13 protein-coding genes are annotated in these 16,088 nt (G+C 65.7%); 7 read left to right on the top strand and 6 right to left on the bottom strand.

Annotated elements, in window-relative coordinates:
• Positions 1 to 33: 33 nt before the first annotated feature.
• Together ACG97_RS12130 and ACG97_RS12125 are read right to left on the bottom strand one after the other, a co-directional pair.
• Positions 34 to 615, bottom strand: a complete 582-nt coding sequence (locus ACG97_RS12130; protein WP_047967627.1) for a hypothetical protein — start codon at positions 613 to 615, stop codon at positions 34 to 36.
• A gap of 35 nt (positions 616 to 650) precedes the next feature.
• On the bottom strand, positions 651 to 1,520 hold the full coding sequence (locus tag ACG97_RS12125) for a D-hexose-6-phosphate mutarotase (protein ID WP_047967626.1): 870 nt from the start codon (positions 1,518 to 1,520) through the stop codon (positions 651 to 653).
• A gap of 119 nt (positions 1,521 to 1,639) precedes the next feature.
• Between ACG97_RS12125 and ACG97_RS12120 the strand changes: the two genes are divergently transcribed.
• The 7 genes from ACG97_RS12120 (at position 1,640) to ACG97_RS17660 (ending at position 9,666) form a co-directional block, all read left to right on the top strand.
• The gene (locus tag ACG97_RS12120; RefSeq protein WP_047967625.1) at positions 1,640 to 2,338 is read left to right on the top strand and encodes a dienelactone hydrolase family protein; all 699 of its coding nucleotides are present in this window, start codon (positions 1,640 to 1,642) and stop codon (positions 2,336 to 2,338) included.
• 67 nt (positions 2,339 to 2,405) lie between these two features.
• A complete protein-coding gene (gene hutC / locus ACG97_RS12115) occupies positions 2,406 to 3,131 on the top strand; it encodes a histidine utilization repressor (RefSeq protein WP_047967624.1) in 726 nt (241 codons plus the stop codon).
• A gap of 198 nt (positions 3,132 to 3,329) precedes the next feature.
• Positions 3,330 to 4,565, top strand: coding sequence for an imidazolonepropionase (hutI, locus tag ACG97_RS12110; protein ID WP_047967623.1), 1,236 nt, complete (start codon positions 3,330 to 3,332; stop codon positions 4,563 to 4,565).
• A 3-nt stretch (positions 4,566 to 4,568) separates the two neighbouring features.
• Positions 4,569 to 5,501, top strand: coding sequence for a formimidoylglutamase (hutG, locus tag ACG97_RS12105; protein ID WP_047967622.1), 933 nt, complete (start codon positions 4,569 to 4,571; stop codon positions 5,499 to 5,501).
• Between the two features lie 86 nt (positions 5,502 to 5,587).
• Positions 5,588 to 7,276, top strand: coding sequence for a urocanate hydratase (hutU, locus tag ACG97_RS12100; protein WP_047967621.1), 1,689 nt, complete (start codon positions 5,588 to 5,590; stop codon positions 7,274 to 7,276).
• Positions 7,277 to 7,363: 87 nt separating this feature from the next.
• A complete protein-coding gene (gene hutH / locus ACG97_RS12095; RefSeq protein WP_047967620.1) occupies positions 7,364 to 8,899 on the top strand; it encodes a histidine ammonia-lyase in 1,536 nt (511 codons plus the stop codon).
• A gap of 185 nt (positions 8,900 to 9,084) precedes the next feature.
• Positions 9,085 to 9,666 (top strand): hypothetical protein, encoded by a 582-nt coding sequence (locus ACG97_RS17660; RefSeq protein WP_156168033.1) that lies wholly within the window; start codon positions 9,085 to 9,087, stop codon positions 9,664 to 9,666.
• A 570-nt stretch (positions 9,667 to 10,236) separates the two neighbouring features.
• Here ACG97_RS17660 and ACG97_RS12090 read toward each other — a convergent pair.
• From ACG97_RS12090 to ACG97_RS12075, 4 genes are all read right to left on the bottom strand, one after another.
• Positions 10,237 to 10,434, bottom strand: a complete 198-nt coding sequence (locus ACG97_RS12090; protein ID WP_047967619.1) for a DUF1059 domain-containing protein — start codon at positions 10,432 to 10,434, stop codon at positions 10,237 to 10,239.
• A gap of 225 nt (positions 10,435 to 10,659) precedes the next feature.
• Positions 10,660 to 11,886, bottom strand: a complete 1,227-nt coding sequence (locus ACG97_RS12085; RefSeq protein WP_053068167.1) for an MFS transporter — start codon at positions 11,884 to 11,886, stop codon at positions 10,660 to 10,662.
• A gap of 63 nt (positions 11,887 to 11,949) precedes the next feature.
• Entirely contained in the window at positions 11,950 to 12,180 is a 231-nt protein-coding gene (locus ACG97_RS12080) for a hypothetical protein (protein ID WP_047967618.1), read from the bottom strand.
• Positions 12,181 to 12,194: 14 nt separating this feature from the next.
• Entirely contained in the window at positions 12,195 to 16,061 is a 3,867-nt protein-coding gene (locus ACG97_RS12075; RefSeq protein ID WP_082133785.1) for an amino acid adenylation domain-containing protein, read from the bottom strand.
• Positions 16,062 to 16,088 lie beyond the last annotated feature (27 nt).

Genomic DNA, 16,088 nt, shown 5'->3' with positions numbered 1-16,088 from the left:
TGCCACCGTTTTTTATGATCGCCCGGAAGCGGCTCAGTGCCCGCTGCGGCGGTAGATCAGGCGCCGGTCAAACAGCGCCTCGTACTGGCTGAGGCGGAACTGGCCCTCTTCCGGCACCGCGCGGTCGTAGTTGTAGCGCTGGCCCTGGTATTCGATCCACGCCACGATCGGCAGGCCAAGATAGCTGCCGACCGTTTCCGGCGACTTGGTCACCTCGCTGTCGGCCAGCAGCAGGCCGACGCGTTCCTGCGTCACCACCGCGTCCACCTCGTCATCCACCACGGTCGCCAGCGGTTTCAGCGGGATGCCGCGCCGGCGCAGCTGCCGCGCGTGCCACAGCATCAGCCAGCGCACCATCAGCGTCGGCAGCAGCACCGGGTGCACCTGCTTGCTGTCGTCGAACATGCACTTCACTTCAAAACGGTTGCCGCATTGCGGGCATTCGGCGCGCGCCAGGATGAACACGCGGTCGACCACCAGCAGCGCCACGCCGTGCATGGCCGGCGATTTGACCAGTTTCTTGCAGTGCGGGCAGTGCTTGGCAAAGCTGCTGACCTTGACGCCGCTGGGGAACACCTGCGGCAGGAATCGATCAAGTCGATCGGGCTTGAGCATACTCGTCACGCTCCGGTGTATCAGGTAAAGCGCGATTATAACGCCGCGACGCGCAGCTGCTGCGTCAGACTGTGCGCCTCGCCGGCGGCCAGCACCCGCGCGTCGGCGCCGGCATTGGCCGCCTCCAGGCACAGGAAGTTCTGCCAGCCGTCGGCGGGCAGGTCGCCAAGCTTGGCCGCGCCCTGCTGCCACGGCGTCCACACCACGGTGCTGGCGCTGCCGCTGCTGGACAGCTGCAGCCGGCGCTGCCAGCCGGCATCGTCCAGTTGCAGCGGCGCGGCGCTGGCCACGACCGCATCGGTGGCCGCCGGCGGCGTCCAGTCGCCGTCCGGCCAGCTCTTGAACCGGCCGTCGAGCTTGTCGTGGTACGGCGCCTGCGCCAGGCCCTGCAGGCGCAGCTGGCGAATGTCGCTGACCGCGACATAGCTGTGCAGCGCCTGGCTCAGCGGCTGCGGCGTCTTGCCGAGGTTGCGCGTGGTCAGCGTCAGCGACAGCTGCTGCGGGGCCAGCAGCAGCGTCAGCGACGCCTGCAGCTCGCCCTCACGCGGGCCGTTGAGGCTGAGGTGGAAGCCGTCGTCGCTGCGCACCACCGCGTTCACCGTCCACAGCGCGGTGCGCGCCACGCCGTGCTGCGGGCGGCTGCTGTCGCCGGGGTGGGGGCCGAACCACGGCCAGCACAGCGGGATGCCGCCGCGGATGGCCTTGCCCGGCTGCAGCTGCGCTTGCGGCGACAGGTACAGCAGCGGCTGGCCGCCGGCGGGGATGAAATCGAGCAGCTGGCCGCCATACAGGCTGAACACGGCGCTGAAATCCGGGTGGCTGAAGGCGAGGCCGGGCATGCCGGGGGCCAGTTCGATGGCACGCACGCCGGCGGGCAGCAGGTCGGGATGGACAGGGTGGGTCATGATGACATCCTTGCAGGCGTAGTAGCGGTGTGACGGCTACAATGCAACAGTTTCTGCCGGCTTGCCAAGCGCGTTATGCCGCCGGCGTTCCGCGTTCCAACCCCATAAGGAGTGATGCCGTGAATTCACGCTGGATCGACATTCAAACCGCACAAGGCGAAACCTTCTCCGGCTACCTGACGCTGCCGCCAACCGGTAGCGGCCCCGGCATCGTGCTGGTGCAGGAGATCTGGGGCGTCAACGAACACATCCGCGCCGTGGCCGAGCAGTACGCACTGGACGGCTACGTGGTGCTGGCGCCGGACGTGTTCTGGCGGCTGAGCCCGCGCGTGGACCTCGCCTACGACGACGCCGGCAGCCAGCAGGCCTTCGGCTACTACCAGCGGGTGGATGCCGCGCTGGCGGCCAGCGACGTGGCGGCGGCGGTGACCACGCTGCGCGCCCTGCCGCAGGTCACGGGCAAGGTGGCGACGCTGGGCTTTTGTCTGGGCGGCCAGCTGGCCTATCGCGCCGCGGCGCTGAGCCAGGCCGATGCCGCGGTGTGCTACTACGGCGGCGGCATCCAGCAGCACCTGGACGTGGCCGCCGACATCACCATGCCTATCCTGTTCCACTACGCGGGGCAGGACGGCCACATCAGCCAGGACATGGTGGCGGCGGTGAAGGCGGCGTTTGCCGGCAAGCCGAACGCGGTGTTCCACGACTACGCCGGCGTCGATCACGGCTTCAACTGCTGGGGCCGGCCGATGTACGACCAGCGCGCCGCGGCGCTGGCGCACGGCCGCAGCCTGCAATTTCTCGCCGCCCACCTCGACTGAGGCACCACGCGCGGTCGCCCGCCGGCGGCCGCGCCTTTTTCCGTCCGTTTCAGCTTACAATCGCCGCATGAGCACGCCCAAACCCGCCTCCAAGCCGCACTACCTGCGCATCCGCGATTTCATTCTAGACGGTATCAAGAGCCGCAGCTTCGCCCCCGGTGCCAAGATTCCGCCCGAGGTCGAGCTGGCGAAGCAGTTCGGCGTGTCGCGCATGACCGTCAACAAGGCGATCCGCGATCTGGCCGAGGCCGGCGTGCTGCTGCGCTACGCCGGCGACGGCACCTACGTCGCCGAGCGCAAGGCGGAATCGCCGCTGCTCGACGTCAACAACATCGCCGAGGAGATCGCCAGCCGCGGCCACGCCTACCGCGCCGAGGTGCACTTCGTGCGCGAGGAAGCCGCCAGCGAGGAAGTGGCGCTGCGACTGGCGCTGGGCGTCGGCATGCCGGTGTTCCACTCGCTGATCGTGCACTTCGAGGACGACACCCCGATCCAGCTCGAAGACCGCTACATCAATCCGCAATGGGCGCCGGACTACCTGGCGCAGCAGTTCCAGCGCGAGACGCCGAACGCCTACCTGATGCGTGCCTGCCCGCTGACCGATGTCGAGCACACCGTCGAGGCGGTGCTGCCGGATGCGCAGGCGCAGAGCCTGCTCGGGCTGCAGGCCAGCGAACCCTGCCTGCGCGTGCTGCGCCGCACCTGGTCCGGCAAGCACCTGGTCAGCTTCGCGCGGCTGCTGCACCCCGGCGCCGGCTACAAGCTGCGCTCGCAGACGCGGGTACGCAAATAGTAAATGTATATACATTTACGCAACAGCCGGAAACAGGCCACGCCAGCGCGTGGCCTTTTGTTTTTATTGGATTTTTTGCCAGCCTGACGACCCCGCGCGCCGCGCGCCGCCAACAATCCCGCCGCAGAAAAATCTTGACGCCCGCCTTGCGATCAACTAAATGTATATACAATTCATCGCAAAGCAGCGGACACCACCATGAGCAGCAGCCCCGACACCCTGTGGATCAACCCCCGTCTCGCCACCTTCGACGCGGCCAACCTTGCGCCGTACGGCGCGCTGGACGGTCACGCGCTGTGGCTGCGTGACGGCCGCATCCACGCCGTGCTGCCGCAAGAGCAGGCGCTGGCCGCCTTCGCCGGCGGCGGCGAGGTGCGCGACGCCAAGGGTGCGTGGATCACCCCCGGCTTCATCGACTGCCACACCCACCTGGTGTACGGCGGCAACCGCGCCGCGGAATGGGAAAAGCGCCTCACCGGCGTGCCCTACCAGCAGATCGCGGCCGAAGGCGGCGGCATCATCTCCACCGTGCGCGCCACCCGTGGCCTGGACGAGGACGAGCTGGCGCTGGTCAGCCTGCCGCGGCTGAAGGCGCTGATGAAGGAAGGCGTCACCACCATCGAGATGAAGTCCGGCTACGGCCTGACGCTGGCGGACGAGCTGAAACAGCTGCGCGCCGCGCGCCGGCTGGAAGCGGCGCTGCCGGTGGAAGTGGCCACCACGCTGCTGTCGGCGCACGCGCTGCCGCCGGAATTCGCCGGCGATGCCGACGGCTACATCCGCCACGTGTGCGAGGTGATCATCCCCGCCGCGGCGCAGGAAGGGCTGGCCGAAGCGGTGGACGTGTTCTGCGAAGGCGTCGGCTTTTCGCCGGCGCAGACCCGCCAGGTGTTCGAAGCCGCCCGCGCCCATGGCCTGAAAGTGAAAGGTCACGTCGAGCAGCTGTCCAACCTGCATGGTGCCGCGCTGGTGGCCGAGTTCGGCGGCCTGTCCGCCGACCATATCGAATACCTGGACGACGCCGGCGTGGCCGCGCTGGCCGCATCCGGCACCGTGGCGGTGCTGCTGCCCGGCGCCTACTACTTCCTGCGTGAAACGCAGAAACCGCCGGTGGAGAAACTGCGTGCGGCCAAGGTGGCGATGGCGGTGTCCACCGACCTGAACCCGGGCACCAGCCCCTTCGCCTCCATTCGCCTCGCGATGAACCAGGCCTGCGTGCTGTTCGGCCTGACGCCGGAAGAGGCGCTGCGCGGCACCACCCGCCACGCGGCGCAGGCGCTGGGTCGCGGCGCCACGCACGGCCAGCTGGCCGCCGGCTTTGTCGCCGACCTGCTGCTGTGGGACATCGACCATCCGGCCGAGATCGTGTACGGCCTCGGCACCAACCCGCTGACCCGCCGCGTGTTCCGTGGCGTGGTGCAGCACGAGGGATAAACCATGACTATCGACATGAGCATGTGGACCGGCCGCATTGACGCCGCCGAGGGCGATGCCGCCCGCCGCTGGCACCAGGTGGTGCAGCCGCTGGCCGCCGGCGCCGCACCGGGCATCGCCATCCTCGGCTTCGCCTGCGACGAAGGCGTGCGCCGCAACCAGGGCCGCACCGGCGCCGGCGCCGGCCCGCAGGCGTTGCGCAAGGCCTTGGCCAATCTGGCCTATCACCCGACGCTGCCACTGTACGACGCCGGCACCATCAGCTGCGACGACGGCGATCTGGACGCCGCGCACCAGCGGCTGGCCGCCCGCGTCAGCGCCATCGTCTACGCCGGCCACCTGCCGCTGGTGCTCGGCGGCGGCCACGAGACCGCCTTCGGTCACTGGCTGGGCCTCGCCGACGCGCATCAGGACAAGCGTATCGGCATCGTCAACTTCGACGCCCACTTCGACCTGCGCACCGCCGACGAAGCCACCAGCGGCACCCCGTTCGCGCAGATCGCCGCCGAGTGCGCGAAACGCGGCCAGCACTTCCGCTACCTGTGCCTGGGCGTCGCCGAAACCGCCAACACCCGCGCGCTGTTCGACGCTGCGGCCAACCTTGGCGCCGAGTGGCGGCTGGACAGCGACATGACCGCCTGGCAGCTGGCCGATGCCCGCCACCAGCTGGCCGAGTTCATCGACAGCGTCGACGCGGTGTATCTGACCATCGACCTCGACGTGTTGCCGGCGGCACAGATGCCGGCGGTATCGGCCCCGGCCGGCTACGGCGTCGACATCAGCGTGGTGGAAGCGCTGGTCGGCAAGATCGCCAAGAGCGGCAAGCTGGTGGGCGCCGATCTGGTGGAATTCAACCCCAATTTTGACCAGGACAGCCACGGCGCCAAGGCCGCCGCGCGACTGGCATGGTCGATCACGCGCCAACTGCGGCGCTGACAGCATTCCGCTGTGCGGCGCAAACCGGCGGCGGCTTACGTAGTGAACAACACCTGACAGAGCAAGACCCGATAGGAGCAACTCCCATGACTGACCCGCGTTTTGACGCTAGCCGCGTAATCCGTGCCCCGCACGGCACCGAACTGCACTGCAAGAACTGGATCGCCGAAGCGGCCTACCGCATGATCCAGAACAACCTGGACCCGGACGTCGCCGAGAACCCGCAGGCGCTGGTGGTGTACGGTGGCATCGGCCGTGCCGCGCGCAACTGGGAGTGCTACGACCAGATCCTGGCGTCGCTGAAAGAGCTGAACGAAGACGAAACCCTGCTGGTGCAGTCCGGCAAGCCGGTCGGCGTGTTCAAGACCCACGCCAACGCCCCGCGCGTGCTGCTGGCCAACTCCAACCTGGTGCCGAAGTGGGCCAACTGGGAACACTTCAACGAGCTGGACCGCAAGGGCCTGTTCATGTACGGCCAGATGACCGCCGGCAGCTGGATCTACATCGGCTCGCAGGGCATCGTGCAAGGCACCTTCGAGACCTTCGTCGAAGCCGGCCGCCAGCACTACAACAACGATCTGAGCGGTAAATGGATCCTCACCGCCGGCCTCGGCGGCATGGGTGGCGCACAGCCGCTGGCCGCCACCCTGGCCGGTGCCTGCTCGCTGAACATCGAATGCCAGCAGAGCAGCATCGACTTCCGCCTGCGCACCCGCTACGTCGACAAGCAGGCGCGCGATATCGACCACGCGCTGGAACTGATCAAGGAACATACTTCCCGCAAGGAAGCCGTGTCCATCGCGCTGCTGGGCAACGCCGCCGAGGTGCTGCCGGAGCTGGTGAAACGCGCCCAGGCCGGCAGTATCAAGCCGGACCTGGTCACCGACCAGACCTCCGCCCACGACCTGATCAACGGCTACCTGCCGATCGGCTGGACGGTGGAACAGTGGAAAGACGCGCAGCGCCAGCCGGAACTGCACGCCCGCCTCACCGACGAAGCCGCGCAGAGCTGCGCGGTACACGTACAGGCGATGCTGGACTTCCAGGCCATGGGCATCCCGACCGTGGACTACGGCAACAACATCCGTCAGGTCGCGTTCGACAAGGGCGTGAAGAACGCGTTTGATTTCCCGGGCTTCGTGCCGGCCTACATCCGTCCGCTGTTCTGCGAAGGCAAGGGCCCGTTCCGCTGGGTGGCGCTGTCCGGCGATCCGGAAGACATCTACAAGACCGATGCCAAGATCAAGGAACTGTTCCCGGACAACAAGCACACCCACCGCTGGCTGGACATGGCGCGCGAGCGCATCAGCTTCCAGGGTCTGCCGGCACGGATCTGCTGGCTGGGTCTGGGCGAGCGCCACATCGCCGGTCTGGCCTTCAACGAAATGGTCAAGAACGGCGAGCTGAAGGCCCCGATCGTGATCGGCCGCGACCACCTGGACACCGGCTCGGTGGCCAGCCCGAACCGCGAAACCGAAGCGATGAAGGACGGCACCGACGCCGTGTCCGACTGGCCACTGTTGAACGCGCTGCTGAACACCGCCGGCGGCGCCAGCTGGGTGTCGCTGCACCACGGCGGCGGCGTGGGCATGGGCTACTCGCAGCACTCCGGCATGGTGATCGTGGCTGACGGCACCGACGCCGCCGCCGAGCGCCTGGCGCGCGTGCTGGTCAACGACTGCGGCTCCGGCGTAATGCGCCACGCCGACGCCGGCTACGAGCAGGCGATTGCCGCTGCCAAGCGCTTCGGCCTCAAACTGCCGATGATCAAGTAAATCCGCGTGCGGCCAGCCCACAAGGTTGGCCGCAGCACCGACACATCTGTCGCGGCCAAACTGCCGCCGCGCAAAGGAAGGACCATCATGACCACCATCACCATCACCCCGGGCAAGCTGACGCTGGCCCAACTGCGCCTGATCGCCCGTGACGCCTCCGTGCAACTGGCACTGGACCCGGCCGCCCACGCCGGCATCGACGCCTCCGCCGCCACCGTGGCGCGCGTACTGGCCGAAAACCGCACCGTGTACGGCATCAACACCGGTTTCGGCCTGCTGGCCAACACCAAGATCGCCGCCGACGAGCTGGAACTGCTGCAGCGCTCCATCGTGCTGTCGCACGCCGCCGGCATCGGCCAGCCGATGAAGGATTCCACCGTGCGCCTGATCATGGCGCTGAAGATCAACTCGCTGTCGCGCGGCTTCTCCGGCATCCGCCGTCTGGTGCTGGAAGCGATGATCACCCTGTTCAACAAGGGCATCTACCCGGTGATCCCGCAGAAGGGCTCCGTCGGCGCCTCCGGCGACCTGGCCCCGCTGTCGCACATGAGCGCGGTACTGATCGGCGAAGGCGAAGCCTTCGTGAACGGCGACCGCGTACACGGTGGTGACGCGATGCGCGCCGCCGGTCTGGAACCGATCGTGCTGGCGCCGAAAGAAGGCCTCGCGCTGCTGAACGGCACCCAGGCATCCACCGCCTTTGCGCTGGAAGGCCTGTTCGCCGCCGAAGACCTGTACGTTGCCGCCTCCGTCGCCGGCGCCATGTCGGTGGAAGCCGCGCAGGGCAGCCGCACCCCGTTCGACGACCGCATCCACCAGGTTCGCGGCCACAAGGGCCAGATCGACGCCGCCGCGCAATACCGCGCGCTGCTGGGCGCCGGCTCCGAGATCGCCGACTCGCACGCCAACTGCGGCAAGGTGCAGGACCCGTACAGCCTGCGCTGCCAGCCACAGGTGATGGGCGCCTGCCTGACCCAGATCCGCCAGTCGTCCGAAGTGCTGCTGGTGGAAGCCAACTCCGTTTCCGACAACCCGCTGGTATTCGCCGACGACAACGACATCCTGTCCGGCGGCAACTTCCACGCCGAGCCGGTCGCCTTCGCCGCCGACAACCTGGCACTGGCCATTGCCGAAATCGGCTCGCTGTCCGAACGCCGCATGGCGCTCTTGATCGACAGCAACCTGTCCAAGCTGCCCCCGTTCCTGGTCAACAACGGCGGCGTGAACTCCGGCTTCATGATCGCCCAGGTCACCGGCGCGGCACTGGCGTCCGAGAACAAGTCGCTGGCGCACCCGGCCTCCGTCGACAGCCTGCCGACCTCCGCCAACCAGGAAGACCACGTATCGATGGCCACCTTCGCCGGCCGCCGCCTGCGCGACATGGCCGACAACACCGCCGGCATCCTGGCCGTCGAGCTGCTGGCCGCCTGCCAGGGCGTGGACTTCCGCGCCCCGAACAAGGCCGCCGAGCAGCTGGAATCTGCCAAGGCCATGCTGCGCGCCGAAGTCTCGTTCTACGACAAGGACCGCTACTTCGCGCCCGACATCGAAAAGGCCTGCGCACTGATCCAGCGCGCCGAGTACAACCGCTTCGCCATCGACGGGCTGCTGCCGTCGCTGTAAGGGTGGGGTGAGCTTGCGGCCAACGTTGGCCGCAAGGGGATGTGAAAAGGGCAAGCCTGATGAGGGCTTGCCCTTTTTTCATGGCACGATGATATGATGTTTGGGTTGCTGGCATGGAGCTGAGCGCAGTGAAGCCCAACCTACAAACTGATTTGTGCAAAAAAACCTAACTGCAAGGATCTTGTATGAAAAGAACTTGGTTTTTTTCTATATTCTTTGCTTTTGCTATATATGTTTTTTATCGAGATATAATTTATTTATTCAACTCTATACCTGATGATAATCATCATCCCTCTGAAATGAAAAAAATAGTTGGGCGCTTGATTGGATTTGATGGGGATGTCCCTGAAAAATTGAGGATTAAATTCACTTACGCAACAACCAGTAAACTATGTGAAAATGTTATTAATTGGCCATTTGTCGTGACTAGTCCAAGGTTTTTTATCCAAAAAAAGCATATTGAAATAGATGTTGATAGAAGATTTTTATTTGAATTTTCCGATAGCCCTGCCAGGAGGGGACTTTGTGGTTGGAGATTGTACAGAATAGATTATGATGTCAATTTGCATCGCAATACGCTTTGTTCAGGGACGGTTGCAGGCTTGAATGGATATAACAGCCACGACATAGGCAGGGAGCAATTTAATTTTAATGGCACTACGGATGTTTGTAAGCCATTAGGAAAGCCTGGTTTATTTTCAGATAAGGTAATTATTTTTGAGCCAGGAGAAAATTTGTTGCACAAATCAGCTCGTAGGTTGGGTTGAGCGCAGCGAAGCCCAACGTTCACCGAGGATGAATAACAAAGGTTGGCCGCAAACCGTCACGGGTTTGCGGCTAATCTTGTTTTGTCTAGCGACTCCGCTGCGCGGATGTTTTTATCAGCCGCTTTCCGCGCGGCGGCGGCTCCCTTTCTTTTGCTTCGCCGAAAAGAAAGGAAGCAAAGAAAAGGCGACCCGAAGGCGCCGGAATTCCCGCAAAAACGGTCACCAGCCCGGCGCCGCCCATACGCTGCGCTCAAAAGCGGGCGGCTTTTTTCCGGGCTGGCGGCCGTTTTTACGGCCGGCACCAACGGGAGCGGGACGCGTCGGCTCGGTGTCGGCGGAGGGGACAGTCGAGGTAAATCGGGTTTTACGTAGCCCGGATAAGCCGCAGGCGCATCCGGGGAGTCAGCCCACTCGGAGGCCCAACGTTTACCGCGGATGAACACAAAGGTTGGCCGCAAGCCATCGCCGGCTTGCGGCCAACCTTTTTGGGGGCCGCTGAACCGCCGTCGTCAGACACGACAACGGCTCCCGCGGGAGCCGTTGCTTGTGGTTTGACGTGCCGGCGGGGTGTCAGTGCGCGGCGGGCTCGTCCTTGAACATCTGGCGCAATTGCTCACGCATTTCCGGTGTGTCCGGATAGCCGTGTACCGCGACCGCATGCTGTACGGCGGCGGCGAGCAGTTCGTCTTCACTGTCGGCTGCTATCGAGACGGTGCATTGTGGTGGGCTGCCGCTGTGTTCGCGGCAGTCGATGAGTTTCCTGGCCATGATGGCTCCTTCGCCCCTCGGGACGTGTCCGCCAGCCACTGGCGGCACCCCGGCTGCAGAGATGGTTTTCTTCTTGTTGGTAACTGAGTTATAGCAGTTGCCCCTGCCCGCGCAGTGTGCCCGCGGCAAGCGGCCAACCCCGGCCGTCCGGGCAAAAACAACGCCAGCGTCGGAACGCTGGCGTTGTCGTTTGCGGCGCTGGCGGCCGTCAGGCGGCCCGCGGGATCAGGCCGGCTTCAGCTCGCCCGCCTGCAGCTCGGCCAGGTCCTGCTGGAATTGCTGGTAGCTGGCCGGCGAGAAGCGTACCGCCAGCACCAGCATGCCCAGGCTGGCGATGCTCATCAGCAGCCAGATGTAGGACAGGTCGTTGAACACGTCGCGCAGGCTGCCGGCGGTCAGCGGCACCAGACTGGCGATGATGAAGCCGCCGCCCTGGACGAAGGCGGTGAAGTTGCCGGCCAGCGTCGGGTCTTTCAGGTGATCCATGGCCACGATGATGGACAGCGGGAACAGGATACCGATGCCGACGCCCAGCAGCGACACGGCAAAGTAGGGGGCCAGCAGCGGCGCCACGATCAGCAGCAGGAAGCCGGCCGCGACCAGCAGCAGCGAGGTCAGCAGCAGGCCGCGACGGTCGGGGAAACGGCCGATGGCAAACGACAGCCACAGCGCGGTCAGCGCCTCGACCACGGTCAGCACCGACAGCAGCAGGCCGGCGGTCGCCTTGCCCAGGCCCAGGCCGATGTAGAACGGCGAGATCCACGCCATCGCCAGCATGAAGGCGCCGGTACCGATGCCGAAGAACAGCAGCAGCGACCAGCAACGGCCGATGCGCCAGAACGGCACGCTGCGCGCCGCGGCCTGCACGTTGCTGCGGCCTTCGTGCTGGCTGCCAAGCGAGGCCAGCAGCCAGAACACGGTCGCCAGCGCCGCCGGCAGCGACCAGCTGGCCAGGGTGGACAGCCAGCCGAGCTGGTCTTCCAGCCACGAGGCGGTGCCGGAGCCGATGGCGGCACCGGCGACAATGCCGGTGGAGTAGAGGGCGATCACGCTGCTGGTGCGGGCGCCGAAATTGCGCTTGATGAAGCCCGGCAGCAGCGCCTGGATCACGGCGATGCCCAGCCCCACCAGCGCGGCGCTGAGGAACAGGCCATTGCGGTCGTCCGCCCACAGCCGCATCAGGCAGGCGACGGCGATGAGGGCACTGCCGGCGGTGATGCCGCCGCGCTCGCCCAGCGCCTGGCGGATGCGCGCGGCGTAGATGGCGCCCAGGCCCATCATCAGTACCGGGATGGTGGTCAGCAGGCTGATGCCGATCGATCTGACGCCGGCGTCGTGGCTGATGGACTGGATCAGCGGGCCGATGGCGGCGATGGCCGGCCGCAGGTTAAGCGACAGCAGCAGGATGGCCAGCAGCAGCAGGACGCCTGCCGGCTTGGTGTGTTGAGTCATGACAATTCCTGTTTGAACGGTGGGTGAGGCGCCCGGCGGCACGGGGCCGCCGGGCAGGGTGAATCAATAGCGGTAGTCCGGGCGGCGCAGCAGCGCGGCCATGCGCGGCACGATCAGCGGCTGGTAGACCTGCTGCGGCCACTGCGCCGGCGCGACCGGCTGCAGATCGATCGACACCGCCCCGGCGGGGCATGACAGCTCCTGTTGCAGTAGCTGCACCAGCGATTGCTGAACGCGCTCCAGCGCGGCGGCGGAGAGCTCGGCCTGGAAGTAATGGATGACGACATGCGGCATGGAAGTTCTCCCGTTCAAGCCAGCACGGCGGCTTGCATCGCGGCAATGCCTTCTGCTTTCAGCACCGCGTAGTGGCCGACATCCAGATCGTGCCAGCGGATGCGCAGACCGGTCTGCTCGCCATCGGCGATGAAGGACGGTCCGTCGCCGCGGGCCCGCCACACCGAGATCGGGCAACGCAAGGGCTTGTCAGCCAGTGCGATCTGGTAGTCCGGTGAGTAGGTCACGGCCACGACATTGGCAATGGCGTCGATCAGGGTGCGGTCGATCGCGGGGAATTTCTCCGCCGCAAAGCGGATGAAGGCCGCACGGCTGTCGACGCGCCGCAGGCAGTCCGCATTCAGGGCCGGGTCGATGTCGTGGGCGAACACCGACAGCAGAATGGTCAGGAACGCCGGGTTGGCAAACAGCTCGCGCTCGTCGCGGCTGACCGGTTCGGCATGGGACAGCCGGGGCGAGCCCGGCGCCAGCAATACCAGCTGGCTGACGGTTTCACCTTGCTGTTCCAGCTGGTAGGCCACCTCGTACGCGACCCGGGCGCCAAAGGAGTAGCCCCACAGCGCATAGGGCCCCTGCGGCTGCAGGCTGCGCAGCAGCTGCACATCCTCGCGCGCCATCGCCTCGATACTGTCGAAGGCGGTTTCGCCGGCATTGATGCCGTGAGCCTGGATGCCATAGAAACGGCGCTCACCGGCCACGGCTTCGCCCAGCAGGCGCAGGTTCATCGGGTAGCCGCCCAGTCCCGGCCAGCAGAATGTCGCGAGGGAGCCATCGTGGCCGGCCAGCGCAATGGCGCGGCTGGCGGTTTGCATGTCACCGCCACTGACCGCCTGGGCCAGTTTCTCGATGGTCGGCGCGCTGAAGAGCAGCTGGATCGGCACCTTGGCCGCAAACTGGCGGTTGATGGCACGGGCAATGGCCACCGCCTGGATGGAGTTGCCGCCCAGGGCGAAGAAGTCGTCCATCACCGAGACCTCTTCCAGCTGCAGGATGTGGCACCAGATCTGGCTGATCGCCTGCTCTGTCGCGGTACGGGCGGCGACATGCGGCTGCTCCTGATCCGCCAGCTGGAAATCGGCACACTGTTTCAGCGCCTGCACATCCACCTTGCCCGAGGTGGTATGCGGCATCTGGTTGATGATGGCAATGCGTCCGGGAACCATGTAGTCCGGCAGGCTGTTGAGCAGGTCGGCACGAATCAGCTCGGCCGGACCTTTCATGTGCACCGCGTCTTCATCCATGCCCTGATGACTGAGCTGCGCCGCACTGACCTTGCCGAACAGGCAGAAGTAGCTTGGGCCGGACTCTCGGCCGGCATCGCCGACAATGTCGTTCAGGCGCAGGGCGGTGGCGAGGTTGTTGCCGCTCTTGGAGCTGTAGCCGGACGACATGGTACCCACGCCGAGGCGGTTCATCTGTACCCGCTGCAGGCTGCGCCCCAGGTCGAGGTATTGCCGCCACGGCTCCTGGCTCTGGCTGACGAAGGAGAGGCCGCCACTGGCGCGCTGGTAGACCTGCTGGTTGATGGCGATGACGTGGCGCTGCTCGATCAGGTGGCCGGAGACCTTGTCCAGCCGACCCTGACGGTACAGGTAGTTACCCTCGGCCAGATCGTGGATCCGGCCTTGCTGGGCCTGGACGTAGATGTCGACGGCCAGGTCATCAATACGTTCGGCCAGCGCGACGATATCGTAACTGCCGAGGTAGTCGTGCTCCTCCGGGCAATCCAGCTGGGCCAGCACCTCCGGCGTATGCCGGCCCTGACCCAGGCCGTAGCCGTAGCCCGGCAGCACATGATCCAGCATGCCCAGGATGTGGCCGCTTTCCATTTCCAGCACTTCCAGGATGTTGTTCTTGTAGACCTCGCGCACGGCGGGGATCTTGCCGACAAAGTGCAGCCGCAGGCGGGGTTCGGTAGCACTGCTGGCGGCCAGCAGGTACAGGCGATGCTGCAGCGGGTGGTAGTAGTAGTACCCGGCGGGCAGGCCGGCGACCTGGTTCAGCTCGATATACACCTGGGTGGCGTACAGCGCGCCGGGGGAGGCGTAGCCGAATTTCGGCAATAGCCGCTCTTCGCTGCTGAACTGCCCCAGATAGCGCAGCATCTCACCCAGCCTGGTCGCGTCCAGATCCGCCAGCCGGGCCGATGGCGCCGCTTCCGGCTGCGCCGCCAGCAGCTGCAGGATGTCGGTTGCGGCCACCGGGCCACCGTTGAAGAAACGGTACGTCTTGCGGGCGAACACGCGTTCGCGCTGGGCGGCGGTTTCCTGCTGCCCCGGCAGCGCGATCTGCTGTCTGCCTGCCAGGCTGGCCTCGCTGCGGAAGCCGCGCCCGGACAGCTGGGCCTTGATCTGGTGGCGGCTGGCCTTGGTCTGGTGATGCGATTCGGCCGCGCCCTGATCCATCAGCTTGGCCTCGTTCGGGTTCAGCTCCACCGCACCGATCAGCTGGGCATGACCGCTACGGGCGTTTTCCTTGATGAAGACGGCGGCCGATTTCACCCAGTCATGGTTTTCGATGGCGAGGCGGATTTCGTCCAGCTCGATACGGTAGCCACGGAACTTGACCTGATTGTCGGTGCGGCCGACAAAGTGCAGCACGCCGTCCGGATCGACCCGGACCAGGTCGCCGGTGCGGTACATCCTGACCTGCGGGGACGCCGCATCCAGCGGCAGCGAAAGGAATTTCTCCGCGGTCTGCTCGGCGCGGAACAGGTAGCCATTTGCCAGCTGGGCGCCGCCGATGAACAGCTCGCCGGTCTGTCCCGCGGCCACCGGTGCCAGCTGCGGATCCAGCACCTGGTAATGCAACCCGGCCACCGGCAGGCCGATCGGCGCGATCTCCCATTCCTGGCTCAGGCTGCGCTGGTCGATGCGATAGTGCGTGGCATTGATGGTGCATTCGGTCGGCCCGTACAGGTTGACCAGCCTGCAGTCCGGCAGGATTTGCAGCAGCTTGCTGGCCAGCTTGCGCGACAGCCCTTCGCCACCGCTGAACAGGCTGTGCAGAGTGTCGCAATCGGCAAAGGCGGGCAGCTCGCTCAAGGCTTGCAGCAGGGTCGGTACGCCTTGCAGCGTGGTAATGCCGTGTTGCTGGACCTGGCGGATCAGCGCTTCCGGGTCACGGTAGACGCCCGGCAGCCCCATGACCACGCGGGCACCGCAGCACATGCCCAGCAACTCCCACTGCGCGGCGTCGAAGCTGACCGGCGTTTTCTGCAGGATGCGGTGGCCCGGCAACAGATAGCCCTCGTGCGTGAGCCAGGCCAGTTGATTGGCAATGGCCTGCTGCGAGATGGCCACGCCTTTGGGCTTGCCGGTGGTGCCGGAGGTGTAGATCACGTACGCCAGGTCTTCGCCATCCTGTTCGAGCAGCTCGGTCAGCACCTGGTCGACCTCGGTAATGCTTGCCGGGGCGACATCGTCGATATTGAGCAGGCTGACGCCCGGCAACAGCACGCCAGCCAGGCGCTCGCGGCTGCGATTGTTGGTGAGCACCAGCTTGACCCTGGCATCGCTCACCATATAGCTCAGGCGGTCTTGCGGGTAGTCGGTTGCCAGCGGCAGGTACGCCGCCCCGGCAAACAGGATGCCCCACGTTGCCAGCGCCAGGTCGGCCGAGGCATCGATAAACAGGCCAAGGCAGTCGTTATAGCTCACCCCTTTGGCGCGTAGCGCCGCCGCAATGCCGACCGCGTGCAGCAGGGTGGTCTCGTAGCTGTATTCGGTTTCCTGATCGGCAATGGCAATTTCGTTTTTCCGGCTGTGTACCTGGGCCAGCAGCATGGCGGGCAGGGTACGCAAATACGGACTGGTGTGGGTGTACGATGACTGGATATGTTGCTGCAGGAAGGCCTGCAAGGTATTCATCTGGGCTGACATATTGCTCTCTGTATGGATGTGGGTCGC

It is taken from the genome of Vogesella sp. EB (genome assembly GCF_001037925.1).
GTDB classification, from domain to species: domain Bacteria; phylum Pseudomonadota; class Gammaproteobacteria; order Burkholderiales; family Chromobacteriaceae; genus Vogesella; species Vogesella indigofera.
This window is presented reverse-complemented; position numbering and strand designations above follow the sequence as displayed.